At 35.0% G+C, this 24,388-nt stretch carries 15 protein-coding genes; 5 read left to right on the top strand and 10 right to left on the bottom strand.

Annotated elements, in window-relative coordinates; all coding sequences use genetic code 11:
• Positions 1 to 47: 47 nt before the first annotated feature.
• From HR057_RS09340 to HR057_RS09320, 5 genes are all read right to left on the bottom strand, one after another.
• On the bottom strand, positions 48 to 1,232 hold the full coding sequence (locus HR057_RS09340; RefSeq protein ID WP_173731159.1) for an MFS transporter: 1,185 nt from the start codon (positions 1,230 to 1,232) through the stop codon (positions 48 to 50).
• A 685-nt stretch (positions 1,233 to 1,917) separates the two neighbouring features.
• Positions 1,918 to 3,156: a PucR family transcriptional regulator gene (locus HR057_RS09335; RefSeq protein WP_173731232.1), complete on the bottom strand. Its 1,239-nt coding sequence runs from the start codon at positions 3,154 to 3,156 to the stop codon at positions 1,918 to 1,920.
• Between the two features lie 175 nt (positions 3,157 to 3,331).
• Entirely contained in the window at positions 3,332 to 4,804 is a 1,473-nt protein-coding gene (gene putP, locus HR057_RS09330) for a sodium/proline symporter PutP (RefSeq protein ID WP_173731158.1), read from the bottom strand.
• A 210-nt stretch (positions 4,805 to 5,014) separates the two neighbouring features.
• Positions 5,015 to 6,562, bottom strand: a complete 1,548-nt coding sequence (pruA, locus tag HR057_RS09325) for an L-glutamate gamma-semialdehyde dehydrogenase (RefSeq protein WP_173731157.1) — start codon at positions 6,560 to 6,562, stop codon at positions 5,015 to 5,017.
• Positions 6,563 to 7,191: 629 nt separating this feature from the next.
• Entirely contained in the window at positions 7,192 to 9,363 is a 2,172-nt protein-coding gene (locus tag HR057_RS09320; RefSeq protein ID WP_173731156.1) for a bifunctional diguanylate cyclase/phosphodiesterase, read from the bottom strand.
• 266 nt (positions 9,364 to 9,629) lie between these two features.
• Here HR057_RS09320 and HR057_RS09315 point away from each other — a divergent pair, with 266 nt between their 5' ends.
• The 4 genes from HR057_RS09315 (at position 9,630) to mreB (ending at position 12,821) form a co-directional block, all read left to right on the top strand.
• The gene (locus tag HR057_RS09315; protein WP_173731155.1) at positions 9,630 to 10,565 is read left to right on the top strand and encodes a DMT family transporter; all 936 of its coding nucleotides are present in this window, start codon (positions 9,630 to 9,632) and stop codon (positions 10,563 to 10,565) included.
• Positions 10,566 to 10,779: 214 nt separating this feature from the next.
• The gene (locus HR057_RS09310; protein WP_173731154.1) at positions 10,780 to 11,121 is read left to right on the top strand and encodes a cupin domain-containing protein; all 342 of its coding nucleotides are present in this window, start codon (positions 10,780 to 10,782) and stop codon (positions 11,119 to 11,121) included.
• Positions 11,122 to 11,156: 35 nt separating this feature from the next.
• Positions 11,157 to 11,525, top strand: coding sequence for a DnaJ family domain-containing protein (locus HR057_RS09305; protein WP_173731231.1), 369 nt, complete (start codon positions 11,157 to 11,159; stop codon positions 11,523 to 11,525).
• 276 nt (positions 11,526 to 11,801) lie between these two features.
• Positions 11,802 to 12,821 (top strand): rod shape-determining protein, encoded by a 1,020-nt coding sequence (gene mreB, locus HR057_RS09300; RefSeq protein WP_173731153.1) that lies wholly within the window; start codon positions 11,802 to 11,804, stop codon positions 12,819 to 12,821.
• 80 nt (positions 12,822 to 12,901) lie between these two features.
• Here the strand turns inward: mreB and yhbH are convergent, their stop codons facing one another.
• The 4 genes from yhbH to pdxR all read right to left on the bottom strand — a co-directional run bounded on the left by yhbH (position 12,902) and on the right by pdxR (position 21,312).
• A complete protein-coding gene (gene yhbH / locus HR057_RS09295) occupies positions 12,902 to 14,071 on the bottom strand; it encodes a sporulation protein YhbH (protein ID WP_173731152.1) in 1,170 nt (389 codons plus the stop codon).
• Positions 14,072 to 14,976: 905 nt separating this feature from the next.
• Positions 14,977 to 16,713, bottom strand: coding sequence for an S-layer homology domain-containing protein (locus HR057_RS09290; protein ID WP_173731151.1), 1,737 nt, complete (start codon positions 16,711 to 16,713; stop codon positions 14,977 to 14,979).
• Between the two features lie 955 nt (positions 16,714 to 17,668).
• Entirely contained in the window at positions 17,669 to 17,983 is a 315-nt protein-coding gene (locus HR057_RS09285) for a hypothetical protein (protein WP_173731150.1), read from the bottom strand.
• Between the two features lie 1,934 nt (positions 17,984 to 19,917).
• Entirely contained in the window at positions 19,918 to 21,312 is a 1,395-nt protein-coding gene (gene pdxR / locus HR057_RS09280) for a MocR-like pyridoxine biosynthesis transcription factor PdxR (RefSeq protein ID WP_230474413.1), read from the bottom strand.
• 109 nt (positions 21,313 to 21,421) lie between these two features.
• Between pdxR and HR057_RS09275 the strand changes: the two genes are divergently transcribed.
• Complete coding sequence (locus HR057_RS09275) at positions 21,422 to 21,970, top strand: pyridoxamine 5'-phosphate oxidase family protein (protein ID WP_173731148.1); 549 nt, start codon at positions 21,422 to 21,424, stop codon at positions 21,968 to 21,970.
• 463 nt (positions 21,971 to 22,433) lie between these two features.
• Here the strand turns inward: HR057_RS09275 and HR057_RS09270 are convergent, their stop codons facing one another.
• Positions 22,434 to 24,329: a PrkA family serine protein kinase gene (locus HR057_RS09270; RefSeq protein ID WP_173731147.1), complete on the bottom strand. Its 1,896-nt coding sequence runs from the start codon at positions 24,327 to 24,329 to the stop codon at positions 22,434 to 22,436.
• Positions 24,330 to 24,388 lie beyond the last annotated feature (59 nt).

Raw genomic sequence — 24,388 nt, 5'->3', positions numbered from 1 at the left:
TCTTTTTTATTTCTTCATCCACGCTACAAGATTTCTATTTGCTTCCTTTATTGAATTTTTTCTTTTAAAACCTTCATACCTATGCTCATCTTTTTTGCATAATATTGATACAAAATGAGGGCAACGAATGATAATACCGCCCCGATAATATAAGGCAATTCAATCATGACTGAGTAGACAGCCCCCGCGAGTGGCGGACCTATAATACGTCCTAGCGATTCAAAAGAAGAAAGTAACCCAGTAAGGCCTCCATACCCTTCCGAATTTGTTTTCGTAATTAACGAAGAAGCGCTTGGCCGGATGACTCCATTGCCAAGTCCGAATATCGTTAAAAAGATCGTTGCAGTCCAAAAATCACGAGTAAATAAAAGCAAACAAAAACCTACAATTGAAACGATGATTCCTGCTTGAATCACTTTCCCTTCACCATGTTTTTTAATAAGGCGTCCAACGAGCCCCCCTTGAACAGCTGCACCAGCAAGACCCATGATCATAAAAATATAGCCCAATTGTACCGTATCGATTCCAGCTCGTTTTGCTGCAAAATAAGCAAAAGTAGCTTCTAAACCTGCCATTGAAAATGTAATGAAAAATGAAAGAAAATAAAGCAAACCAATCGGACTTTTGATTGTTTCCCAAGGGATTTTTTGTACAGAAGCTTCATTGGAACGCTTTTCTTTCGGTAATGATTCATTTAATGCAATGAGTACAAATAGAAATGTAATGGTAGAAAGAATACCTGCAACCCAGAAAGGCATATTTAAACTTATTTTCGAAAAAACACCGCCAACAGCAGGTCCAAAGACAAACCCTAGACCAACTGCAGCTCCAACGATTCCCATCCCTTTGCCGCGATCTTCTTCTGACGTAATATCAGCCACATAAGCCATCGCTGTCGGCATATTAGCTGCAGACAAAAAGCCGCCAATAATTCTCGATGCTAGCAGCATCCAATATTCTGTCGATAAAGCGAATAGAAAAAATGAAAGCGCCAACCCGCTAATTCCAATGAGCAAAACCGGTTTCCGACCGATTCGATCTGAAATCCTTCCCCACATTGGCGCAAATAATAGCTGCATTAAAGAATATACAGCCATAAGTAAACCAAGCTGTGTCGGTGTTGCGCCAAGCTCTTCTGCAAAAAAAGGTAATACAGGAATTATAATTCCAAAGCCAATCATGACGAGAAACATTATTAAAAATAGAAGCAATAATGCCTTTTTATTTGCCAAGTTCGTTCCTCCATTTCCTTATCAACACCATTACTGTTTACAGGCTAAAGTTTTAAACCACTACTATTTTAACATTTTAAATTAACAAATCGGAAATATTTTGAAAGGGTGTTTTATATTAAATGTTACGAAGACAAAGGATGTTTTGTTATAAGATAAACAAAGCCTAAAAAACAGCATTCCACATGATGTGAAGAATGAAAATGCCAACTTTTGTGAGAAGTCGGCATTAGGGCAAACATTATTTTCGTTGTTTTATGATGCTTGGTTGGATCTTCCACGTGAAGGATCACTTTCCAAGTGGATAAACTTTAAAGCTACCTAGCTAGACTCTCCTTATGGAGGATCCCTTTTTTAAGCACATCAAATCTTGTTCTTTGATAATTGGCACAATTTTGTTATGGATCACTTTCCAACTTTCAATTAACCTTGTCCTTTTGATGTTTTCTAGATTCTCCTTATATGGGACCACCCTTCAAATGACAGCTATTCTCTGCTTGGCTTTGTTCTCTTCATGTGGGACCACTTTTCAAGTAACAGCTAATCTTATTCTTTATAATGCTTTCTATATTCTATTAATATAGGACCACTTTTCAAACGGTGTTAACTATCTTGTTTATTATGATCTATTGTAAAAATTCACCAAGCCATAACTTTTCTTAAGCTTTATATTTTGGGAATTTTTTTATCCATTCGCTTCACATTTCAACAATAAGATGTCTATAAAAAGCTGACAATTTTGGTTAAAATCCGTTAAATCAAGCGAGGTATATTCAAAAATTTGTTTCAAGCGATAGTTCAACGTATTGGGATGAATAAAAAGCTGTTCAGCTGTCGGTTTTGCTTTACAATTATTCAACAAATAAACCTCTAATGTTTTTAATAATTCTGTTTGATTTTCGCGGTCTTTTTCTATGAGCTTTTGCAATTTCGGATTCACATAATTGATTTCTTTATGATGTTCTGCAAAAAGATGAATATATCTATAAACACCAAGTTTATCGTACTCCAATGGTACGTTTTCTTGCGTTCCAAGGTAATTGGCAGCTTTGATCACTTCTAAAGCTTCCGTATAGCTTTTTTTCAACAATGATAAATAACCGTAAGCATTGCCAATTCCAGCAAAAACGTCGATCAAATATTGATCTTCTATGCTTTTTCCAATACGGGTAACTAAATCAAGCGCTTGTTCATTGATACGATTGAAATTGGAATCTCCCATTACAATAATGATTTGATTTGCTTCGTCAAACAATTCAGACATTGAACTGGAGACATTTAAGTAAGATTGAACGGTTTCTTTTATGTTATCAAATACGTCTTCTTCATGATTTTTCAATTGTATGACGATCACTTTTATATAAGCAGGAATTCTTATATGATTTGCTTCTGCTTCCTGCCGAATTTGCTTCTCATTTCGAATAGGCCCTCTAAGCAAGTGACGGAAAAATTGGATTCTTTTTTTACCTTTTACACGTTTGGCTTGATTTTTTTTATAAAGAATTTTTCCGATATGAAGACTTGTTTTGTACACAAAATTGATTTCTTCATCAGATAGACGTTGATCAATTTCTTGAATCCATAAAAATCCTAAAATGTGTTGTTTGTACCTTACCGTTACAACAACACGATGATTTAAACCGATTTCTGCAATTTTTGAAATACGAAAAGGCTTCATATTTGCCTTCAGTTGGTCAATAATCCCTTCTTCAATAAATTTTTCCAAAATATAATTAGGGCTTCTTTTTGATAAAATCGTTTGTTGATTCGCCTGATCAAAATCTGTAATTTGATATGCACTATATGATAAAAGGGCATATTGATCATCTTCTAAAATAACCGGCTTTTTCAATGTATGACTAATAAATTCTACAATTTGATTGACATCAGTCATAGACATTGCCTTTTCGATTTTGTACTCCATCACCTATTGAGACTCCTTTCAACGCCTACCTAAATTGTATGATATCATATTTTCAGAAAAAAAAACCATTTGTTAAAAAACAGTTATATTCTCTAAATTACAATCTTGAAATATAAATGTTCTCCAAACACAAAAAGGAAAGCGCACTCTAGGTACGCTTTCCCTAAGATCATTTTTATTGCTGTTTCACAGCTTTTTCCAACTGTTCAAAATGTCCTTCCACTACTTCAGAAGGATTCTTCGTTAACAAGCTTACAATATATACTGCTAATAAGCTTGCAGCAAATCCAGGTATCATTTCATATAGAAAATCGGATAATCCAGCATTAGACCAGATAATAACCGTTAGCGCACCAACGACCATACCAGCCAATGCTCCCCACTTTGTCATCCGCTTCCAATATAAACTTAACAATATAACCGGTCCAAAGGAAGAACCAAATCCAGCCCATGCATAACCAACAAGGTTTAAAATTGTATCGTTCTTTGTCCAAGCAAGGGATAATGCAACGATGGAAACGATTAATACAGATAAACGCCCAATAGTTACTAGTTCTTTATCTGATGCTTTTCGTTTCGCAAATGTTTTATATAAATCTTCTGTTAAAGAACTGGACGTTACAAGAAGCTGAGAAGAGATTGTACTCATGATCGCCGCTAAAATTGCTGAGATTAGAAAACCAGTGATAATCGGATGGAATAAAATATTCCCAAGCATAATAAAAATCGTTTCTGGATCATTTAGCGTCATTCCATTAACGGAGTAGTATGAAATACCGATAAGTCCTGTAAACATCGCTCCGCAAACAGAGAAAATCATCCAGCTCATCCCGATGCGGCGGGAGTTTTTAATTTCTTTTACATCAGTGATGGCCATAAAACGAACGATAATATGAGGTTGTCCAAAATATCCAAGTCCCCAAGCAAACAATGATACAATTCCTAAGAAACTAGTCCCTGTAAAAATATTTAATAGTGCAGGATCAATTGAACGAATTTCTGAAAATGAAGTGCCTAAACCACCAACTTCCATAATCGTAACAACAGGTACAAGAATTAACGCCAATACCATGATTGTTCCTTGTACTGCATCCGTCCAGCTCACTGCTAAAAATCCACCGAATAACGTATAAGCAACTACAACTCCAGTAATAATGAGAAGACCTGTATGATAACTTATATCAAACGTATTTTCAAATAATACTCCGCCTGAAACCATTCCAGCTGATACATAAAAGGTAAAGAAGATCATAATTACAATTCCGGAAATTAAACGCAACATTTTCTTCTCATCTACAAATCGGTTTTCCAAATAGCCCGGGATTGTAATGGAGTTGTTTGCAATTTCAGTATACGCCCTTAAACGCGGAGCAACCCATAGCCAGTTTGCCCATGCTCCAAGGGTCAGCCCGATGGCAATCCATGATGCACTAAGACCTGTTGCATACATCGCACCCGGCAAGCCCATTAAAAGCCATCCGCTCATGTCTGATGCACCCGCACTTAAAGCGGTTACAACCGGACCGAGACCACGGCCTCCGAGCATGTAATCAGTTAAATTTGATGTTCGTTTATAAGCATAATAACCAATCCATAACATCCCAATCATGTATACGCTTACAGATATAAGCAATTGAATCTTTTCCATCCAAATCCTCCCTAATATCAAATAATAAGAATTTTAAAATCTATAGAAATAATTCCACTTTTTAATATTACACGAACTTAAATTAGTTTAAAATAGTTTATTAGTAAATTTACTATAGTTGTAATATTTTGATTTTTTATAAAATTCGGTGGAGCAAGGCCAAGTTAACCTTTACTCCACCTTTTTGTTTTTAATATATTAAAATAATTTTTACAGCATTTCACTAATTGTTTTTGCTTGCATATGCAAAATTAAATAATCAGGACCGCCCGCTTTTGAATCAGTTCCGGACATTTTAAAGCCGCCAAATGGATGATATCCAACAATCGCGCCCGTACAATTGCGATTAAAGTATAAGTTACCTACATGGAATTCGCGTTTCGCACGTTCAATATGCTCGCGATTATTTGTAATAAGTGCGCCAGTTAAGCCATACTCTGTATTATTAGCAATTTCCAAGGCTTCATCAAACGTTTTGAATTTTGTAAAACCTACAACAGGTCCAAAAATTTCTTCTTGTTGAATGACACTTTTTGGATCTAAGTCGGCAATAATCGTAGGTTCAATGAAGTAACCTTTAGAAGCATCGCCTTTACCGCCTGAGACAATTCTTCCTTCTTTTTTGCCGATTTCAATATATTCCATAATTTTATCGAATGATTTTTGGTCAATGACCGGTCCCATATATGTTTCATAATTTTCTGGGTCGCCTACGATTTGTTGTTCAGTAATTTCAATTACACGATTTAATACTTGATCATATACATCTTCATGAACAACCGCTCTTGAACCTGCTGAACATTTTTGACCTGCGAAACCAAAAGCTGATGTGAAAATCGATTGTGCTGCTAGTTCAATATCACAATCTTTATCAACAACAACTGTATCTTTACCGCCCATTTCAGCAATGACACGTTTTAAGTGGTATTGACCAGGATGTACTTTCGCTGCACGTTCAAAAATTCTTAGACCGACATCGCGAGATCCTGTAAATGAAATGAGAGCTGTTAGTGGATGGTCAACTAAATAATCGCCCACCTCAGATCCGCTGCCTGGTACATAGTTAACTACCCCTTTTGGAAGTCCTGCTTGTTCTAACACATCAACAAACCAAGCAGCAATAACAGGCGTATTGCTTGCAGGTTTTAATACGACTGTATTACCAGTAACAATTGGCGCTACCGTTGTACCACACATAATCGCAAATGGGAAATTCCAAGGTGGAATAACAACTGTTACTCCCATTGGTGTATAAATATATTGGTTGCGCTCCCCTTCACGGCTTTGAACAGGCTTTCCTTTGGCAAGTTCAATCATTTGACGTGCGTAATATTCCATAAAATCAATGGCTTCAGCTGTATCTGCATCCGCTTCCTTCCATGGTTTACCAGCTTCTTTCACAAGTAAAGCAGAAAATTCATGCTTGCGGCGACGGACGATGGCAGCGGCACGGAATAGAATGCCTGCTCTCGCTTCAGGATCCCAATATCTCCAAGTTTTATACGCTTCAGCTGCTGCTTGCATTGCTTTTTCAGCTAACTCTTGATTTGCCTTCGATACTCGGCCGATCACTTGCTCTTTATTGGCAGGATTAATGGAAACAATTTTTTCTTCCGTTGTAATTCTTTCTCCACCAATAACAAGATCATAATCTTTTCCTAAAAGACTATTTACTTTTTCCAAAGCTTCCTTAAACTTTTGCCGATTGCTTTCAATTGTGAAATCGGTAAAAGGCTCATGCTTATACGGTGTATACATCGTATCTCCCCTTTTTTGCAATTATTATAAATATATTATTCATAAAATAACTGGAATCATGTATGTTAATTAAATTTTACAGTTTTCTTTAAAAATCCTACAATGTTCATAGTCTACAATATTTAAGGGCTTTCATTGTTGAAATTACACAACTTGACAATTTTTGCAACTCGAATAGTTTTGATCTTTATGATCTTTTTATGTCTAAAAATGAATATTTTGTTTTTTTGCTGACACTGAAAATATGTTCGTAAAATAGGAATGAAACCATTTGGTTTCATACATATTTAGTAGAAAGCCATAAATATTCAAAAGTTATCATTAATAGTTTAGCTTTTGTCAATTGGCCTTGTACAAATACTTTCTAAAAAATCTTCAAATAAATATATTTCTAAAGGCAAGTTGACACAATAAGAACTTTTCGGTTCTTTTGAATTGCAGGGCATTCCAATACTCACTCTAAAAGGAAATGTCATGTAATAAGGTGGATGCCCTAGAACTTTTCTATAATCGCTCAAAACGTATTTTTCCAAAAGATAGATAAGGTTTTTTCATTGAAAAAAATGCCACACCAATTACAAAAATGCATAAAAAAATGCGAATGCTCCCTTGCATCCGCATTTTTTCTATCATCCCGTATAACGTTCAAAGTATATTCGTTTTTTCGAAAGCAATTGTTCTAGTTCATCTGCCGGCAACGGACGGCTAATTAAATAGCCTTGCACACCGACACATTGATATGTACGCAAAAATTCAATTTGCTCAATCGTCTCGACACCTTCTGCAATAAGGTCTAGACCTAAATTTTGGCCCATTGAAATGATCGTACTTACGATGACTTTATTTTCTTCTTCAAACAAATTCATAATAAAAGAACGATCGATTTTCAATTGGTCGATTGGAAATGAATATAAATAACTTAAAGAACTGTAACCCGTTCCAAAGTCATCAACAGAAATTCTTACACCTAATTTTTTCAAACTTTGTAATATGGCAATTACTCTTTCAGTATTACCAGTCATACTTTCTGTAATTTCCAACTCTAACTGTTCAGGTTTTATCTTTGTTTCTTTCAAAACCTTTGCAACGGTCTCGACTAAATCTTCCTGAAATAGCTGCCTTAAAGAAAGGTTCACAGACAATTTTAATTGCGTATAACCATTTTCATGCCATTTTTTTAATTGCTTACAAGCATGCTCTAACACCCATGTCCCAATTGGAAGGATAAGCCCTGTTTCTTCCGCAATCGGTATAAATTTGCTAGGCCAGATCATTCCTTTTTTATGGTGATTCCAGCGAACTAAAGCTTCTACGCCAATGATTTCACCTGTTTCAATATTGACTTGTGGTTGATAATGCAAAACCATTTCATTACGGTCAAGTGCTTGGCGAAGGTCATTTTCCAAAAGCAAGTTTTCCATTAATTCTTTATTCATATCTGGATGGTAAACCATAACCGATTGTCCATTTTTCTTTGCTTCATGCATGGCCAGTTGAGCTTGTTTTATAAGCTGCGTCGTATCTTCGACCATTTCATTAAACAATGTGATACCGATCGAAGAATCAATATGGAATTTTATACCTTTAGCAATCATCGGCTCTTCAATACGCTTATGAATAGCGTTTGCCAATCGAATCAGTTCATCGATATTTTCTTGATTTGGAATGAATAACATAAATTCATCGGCAACCATTCTCGATAAAATAATTTCGCTGTTTTTAAATTCCAACAGCCTCTCTGCAATGGTTTTTAAAAATAAATCCCCCATTCCTGTCCCAAGCGTATCATTCACATTTTTGAAACGGTTTAAATTGATTGAAATTAAAGCAATTTTCAAATGTCCTTTACTTCCATTATTATTAATCGCTTCTTCCAAACACCTAAGTAGATAATTCCGGTTTGGTAGTCCTGTTAATTCATCATGATAAGCAAGGTAATTCACCTTTTTCGAAATTTTTTCTAATTGAATTTCACTTTCTTGTAAAGCAATTTGGGCTTCCTTTTGTTTTGAAAATGGTTCTTCAATTCCGCCTGCAAAAATTCCCCTAATGAAAAAATAAAAGCTTCCTAACATTAAAAAATTGCTAACTACATTTCCTGAAATATTGTGTTCGGTTGGAATTAACAAAACTAATTCACAAAATAATGAAAAAGCAAAAGCTACAATAAGTGCAAGGTGTGAAACATTTCTTGTTTTTCGGTAAATATATATAAAAATGACAGCATTTAAACAATACATAACCATTGTGAAAATTTGCAGCTGCTTTTTAACCATCGTTGGCGCATCTTCTTCTGTTGCAAGAATCGGTAAAACATCAACGTATTTTGAAACAATGATACCCATTAATGCAACATACAATCCGACGAACAAATAGGTATAACCTCTATATTTAATATTGATTGTGCGTTCCGGTTGGCAAAATAAAACAAATGTACCGACAGCCAAAGACAATCTAGCTAACATCCAAAACCAATGTTCATCTTGGATGGAATTGTCTCCATAATAAGGCATGCCTTTTTCGTAAAGTAAATGGAATATATCAAACATGCCTACTGATAAAAAAATGGCCCCTAACATTAAACGTTGTTTTGACAATGTATGTGGAAAGGCGATCCATGCTTGAACGGCAATTGCCAGTGCAGCAGAAATATTAATAATTTCTATAAATGTATGTATTGAAAAAATCCGTTCATGTGTTAAATACTGTAAGATCAATTCATGAATCAGGGAAGTATTTAATGCTATAAATAATCCTACTACAATGACAATAATTGTCCGCGTTTCTATATTTCTAGTCATATAATTCGCCCCTAAGGAAATGCATATATATTTCAAATTATGTATGTGGTGACAAAATTCACGAAAAATGTCGTTTTTTCACATTATAAAATAATATACAAAGACTGTAAAACCCGAATTCACGAATGAAGGTGTCGAAATGTGACAACTTTTGGACTTTTAAAGACAAATATCTTTAAAAAGCTGAACTATTGCTCAGAAAGATGTCAGAAAATAAAAAGTATGATATGATGGTGGAAAAATAATAGCGTAGGAGATTGTAAGAAATGAATAAAAGGATTGCTTATTTTTTTATAGCGACCGCTGCTTTTTTTTGGGGAATTATAGGGGTATTTGTTTCCTTTTTATATGAAGCAGGGTTCAATCCCACGCAAGTAGTGGCACTGCGCGTGATTATTGCTGCTATTATTCTCTTTATATATATTTATATAAAAAATAAACACCTATTTAAAATAAAACTAGCCGATTGTAAATATTTTGTTGGCACAGGCATCATCAGCATAGTATTTTTTAATTGGTGTTTTTTTAATGCTATTCAAGAAACATCGATTTCAGTTGCAGCGATCCTTTTATATACAGCACCTGCTTTTGTAACAATTTTTTCAAGGATATTTTTTAAAGAACCGATCACGGCGAAAAAGCTGACCGCTTTACTGCTGACGTTTTTCGGCTGCGCTTTTGTCGTCGGTATTCTTCCGAAGATAAATGGATCTTTTTCCACTTATGGAATCATCTTAGGACTCGGTTCTGGATTATTCTATGGGTTGTACAGCATTTTCGGTAAATTTGCCCTAGCAAAATACGATTCTTTAACGGTAACTGTTTATACATTTATTTTTGCAGCACTAGCTATAATCCCATTCATTGGGTTGCCAACAGCTGAATCTTTATCATTGCTTACAAACTTTAAAGTTTTATTTAGCGGCATTTCCCTTGGCATCTTTTCAACCGTCCTTGCTTTTATACTCTATACGAAAGGGTTAACAGCGGTTGAAACGAGCAATGCATCTATTATTGCCACATTAGAACCAGTTGTTGCTGCCGTCTCAAGCTTTCTCATTTTCCAAGAGGTGCTTAATGGATGGCAATATTTAGGAATTATCATGGTTATTACTGCTGTCATGATCATTCAAGAATGGCCTAAGGCTTCTATGAAAAATAAACATTTACAAGAAAATGCCGAACAGCCCTTAAAAGATTGAATGAAAAAGTTAGAAAAAAGCAACACTCTTTATTGATATGCTTTTATTTTGTTTTTTAAGACATTGGCATTCATAAAGTAGGTCTTAATGGAAGTATGAAGCATTTTTTATGCGAACTTTCATGAGTGTAGAGATGATTAAAAAACTGCATAACGATGTGGCCTCTCTCAAGTTACAGATGATTACATTAAAATTTTATAAAGGAGAATGTACAATGGAAAAACAATCCCTTCAATCATTTAAAGAGTTTCAAGATGAAAAATTTACGAAAAGAATTATTTTTAAAAAAGGTGAAAGTACAGTATTTTTGTTAAACTTCATGCCTGGTCAAGAACTTCCAGAGCACGCTCACCCTGGTACTGAAGTTTACTTGCTTGTTTTAGATGGTGAAGGAACATTCATTATCGATGGAAAAGAAATCCCGGTTTCTGCAAATGATGTGGTCCATTGCGGCGGGGATGAAAAATTAGCATTCAAAAATAGCGGCAGCATGCCAGTAAGCCTTTATGTAATGCTGAATAAAATTCCGAATGAAAAATATGCGGAAAATATTTAATGGATCGGGAAACCCGGTCAAAAGAGGTGAAACAAGTGGACTTATTTTCAATTTTAGCGGAAGAAAGAATTAAAGAAGCTATGAAAAATAAAGAATTTGATAATCTTCCCGGTAAAGGAAAACCCCTTCCAAAAGATGATTTAGCCCATGTTCCGAGTGAGCTTAGAATCGGCTATAAAATATTAAAAAATGCTGGAATGATCCCTGAAGAAATGCAGATTAAAAAAGAAATGCTCGAAATCGAGGATTTGATCGCTTGCTGCTATGATGAAGAAGAAAAAGAACAATTAAAACGAAAGCTCAATGAAAAACTTATCCGTTTCAATTTATTAATGGAAAAAAGAAAAATGGGCCAAACTGGAGCGTTCAAAAGATATCAGTCAAAGTTGAACAGGCTTTTTTAGCTTTTGGATTAAATTTGAAGTGCCCGTAAAACGATTATTCAACAATCAAACTTTTTTGCTATGGAATAAAGTAGATGTATTCATAAATGAACAAAATTTTAAGGCGAAAATTCCTTAACAACGATATTCAACAGAAATGAACAAACTTTTGAAGCGCTTCAAAACATTGTTTTCGACAAAAACGAACAAACTTCTTGAAGCTACCCCCAAAAAAATAACCAATCCAAAGAAATAATTTATTGAGAAATTATTTCTTACGTGGATTGGATGATTGAAATGTTTACAAACAATAATATAGAAATTGGTATTGATTTAGGATCAACAAATATATTAGTCCATCAAAAAGGTAAAGGAATTATTTTTAACGAGCCTTCTGTCGTTGCTATTAATACAAACACGAAACAAATCGAGGCCATTGGTATTGAGGCCAAAAATATGATCGGCAAAACACCAGAGCATCTAGAAGTGATTTATCCGATCAAAAACGGGGTTATTTCCGACTACAACCGAACAGCGCAAATTTTAACGTTTTTAATGAAAAAAACGAAATTTAAAAAGAGTTTCACCTTTAAAAAACTACATGCCACGATTACAGCTCCAACGAACTCTACCCCAGTCGAGCGCCGAGCGATTGTAGACGCTCTAAAGAGCTGCGGTGCTAAAACTGTTCAAATTATCGAAAATACGATTGCTGCAGCCATTGGAGCTGGTTTGCCTGTAGATGAACCAATCGCCAATATGATCGTTGATATTGGCGGAGGAACGACGGAAGTTGCAATCATTTCCTATGGCGGCGTTGTTGCATGCCATTCGTTAAAAATCGGCGGTGAACAATTGGATGATGACATCGTCCAATATATCCGAAAAAAATACAACCTCTTGATCGGCACCCAAACTGCAGAACTTTTAAAAATGGAAGCTGGCTATGCAACGGAGAATCATGAGGAAATTACAACAAGTGCCCGAGGAAGAGATTTAGTGACAGGATTGCCAAAAACGATTCCAATATCTTCAAAGGAAATCCATGAAGCGATGAAAGAATCTCTTGAGCAAATGATTACCATTATTCGCACTACACTAGAAGAATGCCCACCGGAATTAAGCGGTGATATCGTTGATTATGGAATCATTTTGACCGGAGGCGGTGCGCTTTTAAATGGTATCCAACAACTTTTAAATGAAAAAATCAATTTGCCGGTCCACATCGCACCTTCACCGCTTGAAGCTGTTGTCATTGGTGCTGGTAAGGCCATCGGCATGAAAAATAACAATAAAAAAGTTAAAGCTGCAAATTAAAGAAAACGAAAACAACCATCATATAAAATGGGGCATTCAAAGTCAAAATAGCGGACGATTGAATTGCCCCTCTCATTTTTTTATAGAAATGCCTTGCTTTCGTTTTCTTTTCGGAAGAAACTTTTCATCGCTTGATACACGTCTGATTTTTGTTTAAGAATATAATAGCGGAATTTTTCATCCTTAATATTTTTATAGGCGGACATTAATGTGGAATGTCTGTTATATTGGTTGACTTCCCCATATCCAAACATGTTTGACACTTTCATTAATTCTTGAACAAGCTTGACACAACGCGCATTGTCAGATGTTAAATTATCGCCATCGGAAAAATGAAAAGGATAAATATTATACCTATTCGGATTATATTTTTCTTCAATGATGTCTAAAGCTTTGCGATAAGCAGATGAACAAATCGTACCTCCACTTTCTCCTTTAGAGAAAAAGTCTTCTTCTGATACAACTTTGGCTTCCGTGTGATGAGCGATGAATTCAATTTCAACCGTTTCATATTTCGTCCGGAGAAAACGTGTCATCCAGAAGAAAAAGCTCCGTGCCATATATTTCTCCCATATTCCCATAGATCCTGATGTATCCATCATGGCAAGGACAACAGCTTTTGATTCCGGCTTGACAACTTCATTCCAAGTTTTGAAACGTATATCTTCCCGATAAATAGGCTGAAATCCCGGAGCCCCACGCATGGCATTTCGTAAAAAGGCATTTTTTAACGTCCGTCTTTTATCAATATTTCCCATTAAGCCCGTTTTTCGTATATCGTTAAAATCAATGTTTGTAACAACATTTTCATCACGTTCTTTTTGCTTCAAGTTTGGCAACTCCAACTCTTTGAACAGCTCTTCTTCAATTTCCATTAATGTTACTTCAGCTTCAAAATAATCTTCACCCGGCAAATTCCCGGCACCGGTTCCTTTTCCAGGGCCTTTTTCACCTGAACCGTCGCGAGCGACAATATCTCCAACTTGACTTTCCCCGTCTCCTTGACCGACATGCTTCGTCTTATCGTAGTTATAACGGATTTTATATTCGTCTAAGGATCGGATCGGAATTTTCACGACGTCCCTTCCATTGGACATGATTATGCTTTCTTCAGTTATAAGATCTGGCAAATTATTTTTAATCGCTTCTTTTACTTTTTCTTGATGTCGTTGTTGATCATCATGACCTTTTCTATGGAGGGACCAGTCTTCCTCTGAGATTGTAAAATGGTTATTGTTGCCTGTTGACATTTCATTTCCCCTCCCTACACGTATTTGTCATTTTAGTAACAAACATTCGTAATGTTCATATGCTAATGTGAAAGGATTGTAAATTATAAGTTTACTTTATCCTATGCATTCGTTTTAAATAATTGCTATGAAAATTTAACTTTTCCAAAAAAATGGACAAGGTCAAGGCGAATTTGATTAGGCATGTCTGAAAATGGTAGGCAAAATGTTGATATTCGAAGGTTTATAGGAGGATAAGTACTTACAGATGTCGGAATACGACTGTTTTTTTAGAGGCAAAAACATTTGTTGCATAAAAGAACAATAGATTTTCCCGTTTATAAATTTTTTTAGTAAAAAGATCCCCTTTTAACAAGTTGGAAAGTTATTCCAAACAATAAGAAGTAAAACTTTTGAACAAAAATATTGTTAAAACTTTAATAAAAAAGTTTTTCAAAAGAAATACATACAAAAAAGTTCCACAGTTGCATTCATCTAAACTATTGATTGATATTATGCATTTGATAATCTCAAAAATTCGTCCCAATAGTAAGCTCCTAAATAAACAATGTACAAGAACTGAAACCGGAAAATTTCGATTAAAAACAAAAACCTATTAATGAAACAATTTTTAACTTTATTCCAATGAGTTAAACAAAAAGCTGATCAAAAATAGATAAAAGCATATTTCTTTGAAAATAAGAAGGAGAACAATTATTTCATTTTAGTTGTGGATAAAAGAACATGAATATTTTTGAGAATGAAAACAATTCTAATCAGTTTCCTACTATTAAATTAAAACACATGTATCCAAAAATTTCATTCAAAAAATTAGAGAGCTTTGCTGTTAGATTACAAAATAAAAAGGTTGTTTCTATAGCCAATATTTTGACTTAGAAACAACCTTTCTCATTTATTTTGTAATTTTATGGTAGATTAATACCAATATTTACTTTACCTGCACTTACATTAACGCTAGTTTTTCCTCCGCCGGTTGTAACACCAGTACTTACACCGCCGCTAGTGTTGTTATTGTTGCTACTGCTGCTAGTACCAGCTCCAACACTTACATTTACACCGCCGCTGCCATTATTGGCTTTATTACCAGTATCAACACCTACGCTTACGTCACCAGCTTCAACGTCAACGCTTGTGCCGCCGCCACCAGCTTCAACATCTACAATAACGCCGCCTTTTCCGCCGCCGTTATTTCCGCCATTGTTGCCACCATTGTTGCCGCCGTTATTGCCACCATTATTTCCGCCATTATTTCCGCCGTTGTTGCCGCCATTGTTACCGCCGTTGTTGCCGCCATTGTTACCGCCGTTGTTGCCGCCATTGTTACCGCCATTATTTCCGCCGTTATTTCCGCCATTGTTACCGCCGTTGTTGCCGCCGTTGTTACCACCGTTGTTACCACCATTGTTGCCGCCGTTGCTGCCGCCATTACCGCCACTGCCGCCATTACCGCCGCTACCGCCGTTGCCGATGTTATCTGGAATTTCTACTTCAATTTCACCAAGATCTTCATCGTCATCACCGATAGAGACATTATCTTTTATTGTAATAGCTCGGTTATGTTTCATTAGCAGTAATCGGATTGTGTACTTTTTATTTGGCAGCACGTAAATTTGGAAATTCCAATCTCTATCAACATTCGTGATAAAGGTAACATCAGATGTAAACGCTAATTTTACATCTCTGTAATCAACTTTGTCTTTATTTTTTCCTTTTAATTTAAGGTAACCGAATACTTTTACCCCTTCTTGCAATTCGATTGTTCTGTTAATAATATTTCCTTTAACGACAGCATCAGTTGTATAACCTACTAAATTATTATGTTGAACTGTTAAATCATAAGTTCCATCTTTTGCTTCAATTGCATATACACCTTCAGCGTTTGTTTTAACAGTTTTCAATGGCCAGTAATTATTTGCTTCAAATAATGTAACTGGAGCTTTATCTACTGGTTGACCTTTATAAAGAACTGTTCCTACAATTCCTTGTTTAATAGATACTTTTCCTAATTGGATCAATCTATAAAGATTATCAAGGACTTGAACAACTTCTGCACGTGTAATTGGATTAAGTGGTTTAAACGTTCCATCTGGATAACCGCTCATTACTCCGTGACCAGCAACTATGTTAATTGAGAACTTCGCCCATTCAGAAATGAAAGTAACATCTTTAAAATTGTTAACATAATTCATTTCTACATCAGGATAACGAACAACACGACTAATAGCTGCTGCTACTTCCTCACGGGTAATAGCTTGGTTTGGTTTAAAAAGGCCTTCCGAATAACCACTGATGTACCCATTTTCTACTGCACGCATTACTTCATTATAAAACCAATGATTTTTCTTGACGTCTTTAAAAGAAGCTCCATGATATAAACTGGTTGGATCAAACATACGGTTTACTAAAGCTACAAATTCTGCTCTAGTAATATTGTTATTCGGACGGAAAGACCCATCAGGATAACCTTTGATAACCCCTTCATTGACCCACTTAGTGACTACATTTTCAGCCCAGTGTCCTTTTACATCGTCCATTTTAGCGGCTACAAATGGCGCTAATTGACTAAAAATAAGTAAAAAGGACAACAACAAACTGACCGCTATTTTTCTTTGCACAAGATTTCCATCTCCTTTTCTTTCCATATTTTTCCAACCACCGCTTATTATAAATGAATGTGGTCTTATGTCAAGGAGTAATAGAAAAATTTTTCCAATGTATGCTTGCTAGATTTTTTACAAATATTTGTGAAATAACAGAAAAAAGAAAATTTCCTTTTATTCTGGCAATCAAGTATTTGATAAGCCTAAATGTTTTCATTGATGCTTTACAGGAGTTTTATTATCCCATTTCTTAATCCAGTGAGAAAAAATCTAGAAAACAGTAGTTACCCTTCAGTTTTTTCTCGTATAAAAATTGTCATAAAATTGTCATAAATTATTCGCTACCTTTGCCATCTTTTCAAAAGAGATCAACGTATTTTGAACCCATTTGATTTTTCTTGGAACAAGTTCTTGCCTTTAATCATTTAATATTTAGAACAGAAAGCAATGTTATAGGTTTCTCTAATCCGCCGCCTCTTAATAAGATTAGTGAACACCAAAACATGAATGAAAGTGATAAACAGAACCAAATCTTGCTTTGCCCTTTTTTGAAAGGGAAGTCATTATGAAATCGTTTGATCGTTCATATTTTTTTGTTTTTCAGAAAGTTCGTAAGGGAAAATTTAAGAAAACGGGCCTATTGAAAGCAAAATTTGTACTGTTTTAGAAATAAAAAACAACCAATGACACTACATGAGAACCACTAAAAATATTACGCCTCAATCTTTTTACCAAACACCAATAACTATTAAAAAATGTTGAACTTTTCACATACTCCAAGTTTAAAAAAAACTTTCAAGTCATCTTACAACATTGCCACCAATTACTAAATGGAAGGCATGAACTTACATCCTCGAATACTAAAACAGCGAAAACAAATTTAGACTCCTACCAATGCCAAAAAAAGAACTGAGTTTCAAAATGAAAATGTACCCCAAAAGTTTATTTACATATTCATCCATTTAGAACTCTCATATGATGGATTTTATGTGTCCACTCAATAAAACCGACTTCCAAACTCTCCTTCTTCATCATGTTTGTGATTTTTAGTTGGTGGAAAAGAAGCTGCCAAGGCCCCAAACTTGACAGCTTCTTTTCCACCAACTGGATCGTTACAAGATAAAAAAGGAGAGTGTCCAGTCGTATCAAAAATCCAGTTAACGACCACTTGTTTCAAATTACAAAAACTGGTGATGAGACAAATCAAACTACCATAAAAATAGATTACCCCTCCTTTTTCAACACTTTTTAGGTGAATAGTTGGAAGAATGAAAGCTCCTAATCGAGACCATAACTGCTTTCTATCAATCAACTACTCAACCTTTGTGATGAAAAAGGAGGAAAAGATCATTTGTGCTATAATGAGTTGCCAAACTTATCGGAATTATAGGATTACAAGATTTTATGTAATCCGGTATTGAGTCCCTCTACTATTCCCCAACGTCATTTTTTATATACGCAGCATATTATTTGCTAGACCTATTGCTATAAATTATTTGCGTTCTCTTCCTTACAAACAGAGAACCTATCAAAAATCAGCATAATATTATAATAAACCACCTAGTAGACCGCCAAGAAGACCAACTACTGCACCTAGGATGCTGCCAAGGCCAGAGAATAGGTCAAGAGATAAACCTAAACCTAATCCTAAATCTAGCATTTTTTTCACCTCTTTTCGTTGAAAAAATCAACGATTGGGAGTTTGCATTATAGCAAACCACCTAATAAACCGCCAAGAAGACCAACTACTGCGCCTAAAAGGCTGCCAAGGCCGTTTAATAAATCAAGAGATAAACCTAAACCTAAGCCTAAATCTAGCATTTTTTTCACCTCCTCTTAAGCAAATGAAAGGATCCAATGAATAATTTTTGTATTATAGTAAACCACCTAACAAACCGCCAAGAAGGCCAACTACTGCACCTAGGATGCTGCCAAGACCAGTGAAAAGGTCAAGGGATAAGCCTAATCCTAAACCTAAATCTAACATTATCTTCACCTCCTCAATTTAATAAAAAAGCTCACTGAGTAAAAATTAGTTTATTGAGTTTATTAAGTTTATATTAAAATAAACCTAAACCACCTAATAAACCACCAAGTAGACCAGCTACTTGTCCTAGTAAATTGCCTAGACCAGCTAATAGATCGCCTAAACCTAAGAAATTTAGCATTTTTTTCACCTCCAGGCATTACAACATTGAAGTTGCTTATCAAAACATTGATGTCAATTTGATTTCAATTGAGAGCATCTCAATTGAATACTTTATGACTTTGCCTTACAATTTGATAATAATATCTTTAGAATTATATAGGTAACCGTATAAAACGCAGTTATTGCTTAGTAATAACGAACAGTTTATTGCGTTATCACGCAAATCGCTCTAGTAAAACACGTAATATCAGTTAGTATTGCTTGTAATTCGTGCGGTGAACAATCGCTCAATTTACAGAAAGACCGCATCAAAAAATTCGGTTAAAATAACAGAAAACGAAATTTTTTTTGTAAATCAGACAAAACTTTTTGTGTTTAAGAATTAAAAACTTGTAAAAGATGTCGAACAATTCGGCGAACAAAATCAAAGCGATGTTATTTTAAAACAATATGCTTTTTACTAGTTTTCTAGAATGCTCAAAATTTAACTTTTTTGTGTCAAAGTAAATGACTTGGCAAATAGTAGTAAAATAAAGAACCCATTTTTAGTGACTGCCAGAAAATTCTATGAATGAATTCGGATAGACATTAATTTTTCAAATTTGATTTTTTAAAAATTCCTCTTTTCACCAATAAGACTCATATGACTAATTTACTGAAAGAAACCATTTTTTTATTTACGAAAAAAATAAATAAGAAGAATTACATTTTCCTTTCTTCCTCAAAGAACTTAAAATAATACGCCTCATGAATCTTTATAAAACCCATCCCTTATTTAGCAGATTATTTTTTGCTAATAATATTGAATAATAATAAGAAAACGAAGAGCATTCTTTTATTATCAATAATTATTTTTCCATTATTTTGAAATATTTCATTTTTTTAACTGTTAACTGTTATAAGTTCTCCATGTGATCACTTAATATTTGAAGTGTTCGTATTTTCCACCACAATTTATCCCTTAAAAATGAAAAGGACACTTTCCTTTTTCAAAGAAAGTGCCGAGTATTTGAATAGCAAGCAACTTATTTATTAATCGTTTTGTTAAAAAAACTCTTTCATAATATTTAAGCAGATTACCTTTTACGCATCCTTTTTCACGGGAGACAGCTGGCGAGTAATTGAATACCTTTTTCAATTTCTTCAATTGATAATCCACCAAATCCTAACATAATGTAAGGATGGCTTTCAGAAGTTGGATGAAGCCAAAATTTTAATGGAGAATGAACTTGTACTCCTTTTTGTAAAGCAGTTTCAATCAATTCAAAACATGATACAGTGTTTAATTTTAATAAAATATGCAATCCAGCATCTTCTCCAATGATACGTACTTTACTACCCATATTTTGTTCAATGCTTTTAATTAAGGTTTGATGCTTTCTTTGATATTTTTTGCGCATTCTTCTAATATGCCTCTCAAATTCACCAGATTCCATGAATAAAGCCATAGCCCGCTGAATAATTGGAGAGGCCGATTGATTATAATTCCTAAAGTTTTGAGTGTATTGATCCAATAACGAAGGTGGAAGCACCATATAACTTAAACGTATGGAAGGAAGAAATGATTTAGAAAATGTACCAAGATATATGACCCTTTCCTCTTCATCTAGAGATTTCAAGGAAGGAATGGGTTGGCCTTTATAACGAAATTCACTATCATAATCATCCTCAATTATGTATCCACCTGTTTGATAGGCCCAGTTTAATAATTTGATTCTTTTCGAAATGGAGAGAATCATCCCAAATGGAAACTGATGAGAAGGTGTTATATAAACAGCTTTTGCCTTGCTCAAATGAACATGTTCTAATGATAATCCGTCCTTTTCAAGAGGCACAGGTTCCATATGGCATCCTTCATTTTCAAAAACATTTCGCACTCCATTATAACCTGGTTCTTCTATCGCAACTTTTTCTTGCTGTAGATTTAGTAGATGACAGATTAACGAAATGGAATTTTGTGTTCCAGATGTAATAATAATTTGTTCGGGTGTACAATGGACACCTCTGGATTGTAGTAAATATTTTGAAATCTCTTGTCTTAATGAAAACTCACCCTGTTTTTCTCCGTACTCAAATAACCAGTTGTTATTTTGACTAACAACGTCTGAAATACATTTTTTCCACAGCTTCAATGGAAATTTTTCAAGATCAATATTTCCATATTCAAAATTGATAAGAGTTTCGTTTGATGATTTCCATTCTTGTCGAACTGGAATAACCTTCTCCATTGGATGTAAGGCTGCTTTTTCTATTTCAGCTACCCATATCCCGCTTTTCGGGACACTTTCTAAATATCCCTCCGATTCAAGCTGTTGATAGGCTGTTACAACAGTATTCCGACTGACTTTTAAATGAGTTGCTAGTTGGCGAATGGATGGCATTTTCATTCCATGTAATAGTCTGCCTTCTTCAATTTCTTTCTTAATCCAATGATACAGTTGACTATATAAAGGTTCTGAAAGCTCTCGATTTAAAAATGGGGTAATTTCCATGATCATCCCTCCATCTGTACCTATTAAATCTTTTAAATTTGTCCCTTATAACATGTACAGATATTTTCTATAATGATCATATCACTTGCTATGGAGGTTGGGATAAAAAATGCAAAAAAAGATTCGCAAAGAAAAACTAATGTGTACAGATGAAAAGCGAATAGATGAATTTTTAAGCAATGCACGCATTGGTTACCTTGGTTTGACAGATGGGGAACTACCCTATGTAGTACCTTTGAATTTCATCTGGATGAATGGGGCTATTTATTTTCATGGAGCTCAAGAAGGAAGAAAAATTGAATTAATACGTGCGAACCCAAACTGTTGCTTTACGGTAGCTGAAGAATACGGAACTTTGGTAAGTCCTATACCCGCAAAAACAGATACAGCTTATATGAGTGTAATGATGTTTGGAGTCATCGAACGTGTAAATGACATTATAGAAGCTACTTCGGCATTGCAAGGAATGTTGGATAAATATTTACCCGGCTACCATAATAATAAACTTTCACAAACTCATGTTGAAAAATATCGCTCATCTCTAGGGAGTCATACAGCTGTTTTTAAAATTATTCCTAAAGTAAGAACTGCAAAAGAAAATCCATTGAATCCTCAAAGGATTTTCTATCCTGGGAGAAACGTCGAGATGGATATCTGAGTTTTCAGTATTCTAAATGCTGTTTCCAACAAAAATCTTTTTATATTTTCTAACACCTTTATACATCTTAAACTAATCAGGAGCCACTGCTTAAAAATACAATGGCTCCCTTTTATATACATAAATAGTTACACTTAATTAACTATCTGGCTCAATTGCTTTTAGGAGTGACTATTATTAATAAAAATAATAAAACTACGATGAAGTTGTTAATACAGTTCTATGTGTTGTTATGATAACCGAAATCATTTAAAAGCTACAACTAAAAAAGTACACCACTAGCTATATAGTGATGTACCTCCAAAAAATATAAAGTTTTACATTAATAACAAGTAATTAACTCAATACCCATCAAAGATTTTAATTTAACATGGTAGACGACCTTTTATAAGTTCATCAAAAATAGCAAATGTAGATGGCAAGGGAGTATTTTATTAAACCACAAAAAAGAAATAACGTTTCATTATCGATTTAAAAGACTGCCGACATAGCGCAGCAATTCATTGGCTGATGTGGAGTTATAGCCGTATTCATCAATCAATGTAGCTACAACTTCATTAATTTTCTTCAATTGCTGTTCATCCGGTGTTTTTGTAGACGTTGTAATTTTTACAACATCTTTCAAATCTGCAAACAGCTTTTTCTGGATCGCTTCGCGCAGCCGTTCATGAGAATTGTAATCAAAGCGTTTCCCTTTCCGGGCATAAGCAGAAATTCGGATTAAAATTTCTTCACGGAATGCTTTTTTCGCATTTTCAGAGATTCCGATTTGTTCTTCAATCGAACGCATGAGCTTTTCATCCGGATTCATTTCTTCACCAGTAATTGGATCGCGAATTTTATTTTTATTGCAATATGCTTCTACATTATCTAGATAATTATCCATCAATGTCTTAGCTGATTCTTCATAAGAGTATACAAATGCTTTTTGCACTTCTTTTTTCGCAATTTCATCATATTCTCTGCGGGCGATTGAGATGAAATTCATATAGCGTTCACGGTCTTCATTTGAAATAGAAGCATGTTGATCTAATCCGTCTTTTAATGATCTTAATACATCGAGTGCATTAATAGATGGTGTTTCTTTTCGAATGATTGCTGACGAAATCCGGTTGATGACGTAACGCGGGTCAATCCCTTTCATTCCTTCATCCGGATGCTCTTTTTTCAACTCTTCAACATCTACTTCATTAAAGCCTTCTATAATTTCTCCATTATAAAGACGCATTTTCTTTACAAGGTCGATGCCGGCTTTTTTCGATTCTTTTAGACGTGTTAAAACCGTAAACATCGCTGCAATTTTTAACGTGTGCGGAGCAATGTGGACATGTGCCATTTCACTTTCTTTAATCATTTTTTCATATATTCGTTCTTCCTCACTATAACTTAAGTTATATGGAATTGGCATGACAATGATACGCGAATGGAGTGCTTCATTCTTTTTGTTAGAAATGAATGAGCGGTACTCAGCTTCGTTTGTATGGGCGATGATCAGTTCATCCGCACTGATTAATGCAAAACGGCCAGCTTTGAAGTTCCCTTCTTGTGTGAGGGAAAGCAAATGCCATAAAAATTTCTCGTCGCATTTCAACATTTCTTGGAATTCCATAATTCCCCGATTTGCTTTATTTAACTCCCCGTCAAAACGGTAAGCGCGCGGATCTGATTCGGAACCAAATTCAGCAATTGTTGAGAAGTCAATGCTTCCTGTTAAATCAGCGATATCTTGTGATTTCGGATCAGATGGGCTGAATGTTCCTATACCGACCCGTTTGTTTTCTGAGAAGAAGATCCTTTCAACCATAACATCTTCAATGCGGCCGCCATACTCTTGCTCTAGTCTCATCATATTTAACGGAGACAAATTGCCTTCAATGCGGATGCCATATTCCTTGTAAAAATCATCGCGAAGTTCTGGTGGAATGAGGTGCAAGGGGTCTTCATGCATCGGGCAGCCTTTGATCGCATAAACGGCTCCTTGATCGGTGCGCGAGTATGCTTCCAATCCTCTTTTAAGCATTGTTACGATCGTTGATTTCCCACCGCTCACAGGTCCCATTAGAAGGAGAATCCGTTTTTTTACATCGAGTCGTTTCGCTGCAGGATGAAAGTATTCTTCAACAAGCCGCTCAATAGCATCATCAATTCCAAAAATCTGACTGCTGAAAAATTTATATTTCTTTTTTCCGTCTACTTCCTCTACCCCAGCATCTTTAATCATATTGTATACACGCGAATGAGCCGATTGGGCTACATATGGTTTCTCTTTCAGGATCTCTAAATATTCAGCGAAGGTACCTTCCCACGCCAGTTTTTCTTCTTCCTCACGGTGCTTTTGTATCTTTCTTAAGATATCCATAAGTACCAGTACCTCCCTCTAAGATGAATTTCAAAAAATTAGTGGTTTATATCACTTTA

The organism is Calidifontibacillus erzurumensis, from assembly GCF_013303125.1.
Taxonomy (GTDB): Bacteria; Bacillota; Bacilli; order Bacillales; family Bacillaceae_J; genus Calidifontibacillus; species Calidifontibacillus erzurumensis.
This window is presented reverse-complemented; position numbering and strand designations above follow the sequence as displayed.

Coding starts and splice junctions, on each gene's coding strand:
- HR057_RS09335 (WP_173731232.1), bottom strand. CDS start 3,156: ATGGAGTACAAAATCGAAAAGGCAATGTCTATGACTGATGTCAATCAA.
- putP (WP_173731158.1), bottom strand. CDS start 4,804: ATGGAAAAGATTCAATTGCTTATATCTGTAAGCGTATACATGATTGGG.
- pruA (WP_173731157.1), bottom strand. CDS start 6,562: ATGTATACACCGTATAAGCATGAGCCTTTTACCGATTTCACAATTGAA.
- HR057_RS09320 (WP_173731156.1), bottom strand. CDS start 9,363: ATGACTAGAAATATAGAAACGCGGACAATTATTGTCATTGTAGTAGGA.
- HR057_RS09315 (WP_173731155.1), top strand. CDS start 9,630: ATGAATAAAAGGATTGCTTATTTTTTTATAGCGACCGCTGCTTTTTTT.
- HR057_RS09310 (WP_173731154.1), top strand. CDS start 10,780: ATGGAAAAACAATCCCTTCAATCATTTAAAGAGTTTCAAGATGAAAAA.
- mreB (WP_173731153.1), top strand. CDS start 11,802: ATGTTTACAAACAATAATATAGAAATTGGTATTGATTTAGGATCAACA.
- yhbH (WP_173731152.1), bottom strand. CDS start 14,071: ATGTCAACAGGCAACAATAACCATTTTACAATCTCAGAGGAAGACTGG.
- HR057_RS09290 (WP_173731151.1), bottom strand. CDS start 16,713: ATGGAAAGAAAAGGAGATGGAAATCTTGTGCAAAGAAAAATAGCGGTC.
- pdxR (WP_230474413.1), bottom strand. CDS start 21,312: ATGGAAATTACCCCATTTTTAAATCGAGAGCTTTCAGAACCTTTATAT.
- HR057_RS09275 (WP_173731148.1), top strand. CDS start 21,422: ATGCAAAAAAAGATTCGCAAAGAAAAACTAATGTGTACAGATGAAAAG.
- HR057_RS09270 (WP_173731147.1), bottom strand. CDS start 24,329: ATGGATATCTTAAGAAAGATACAAAAGCACCGTGAGGAAGAAGAAAAA.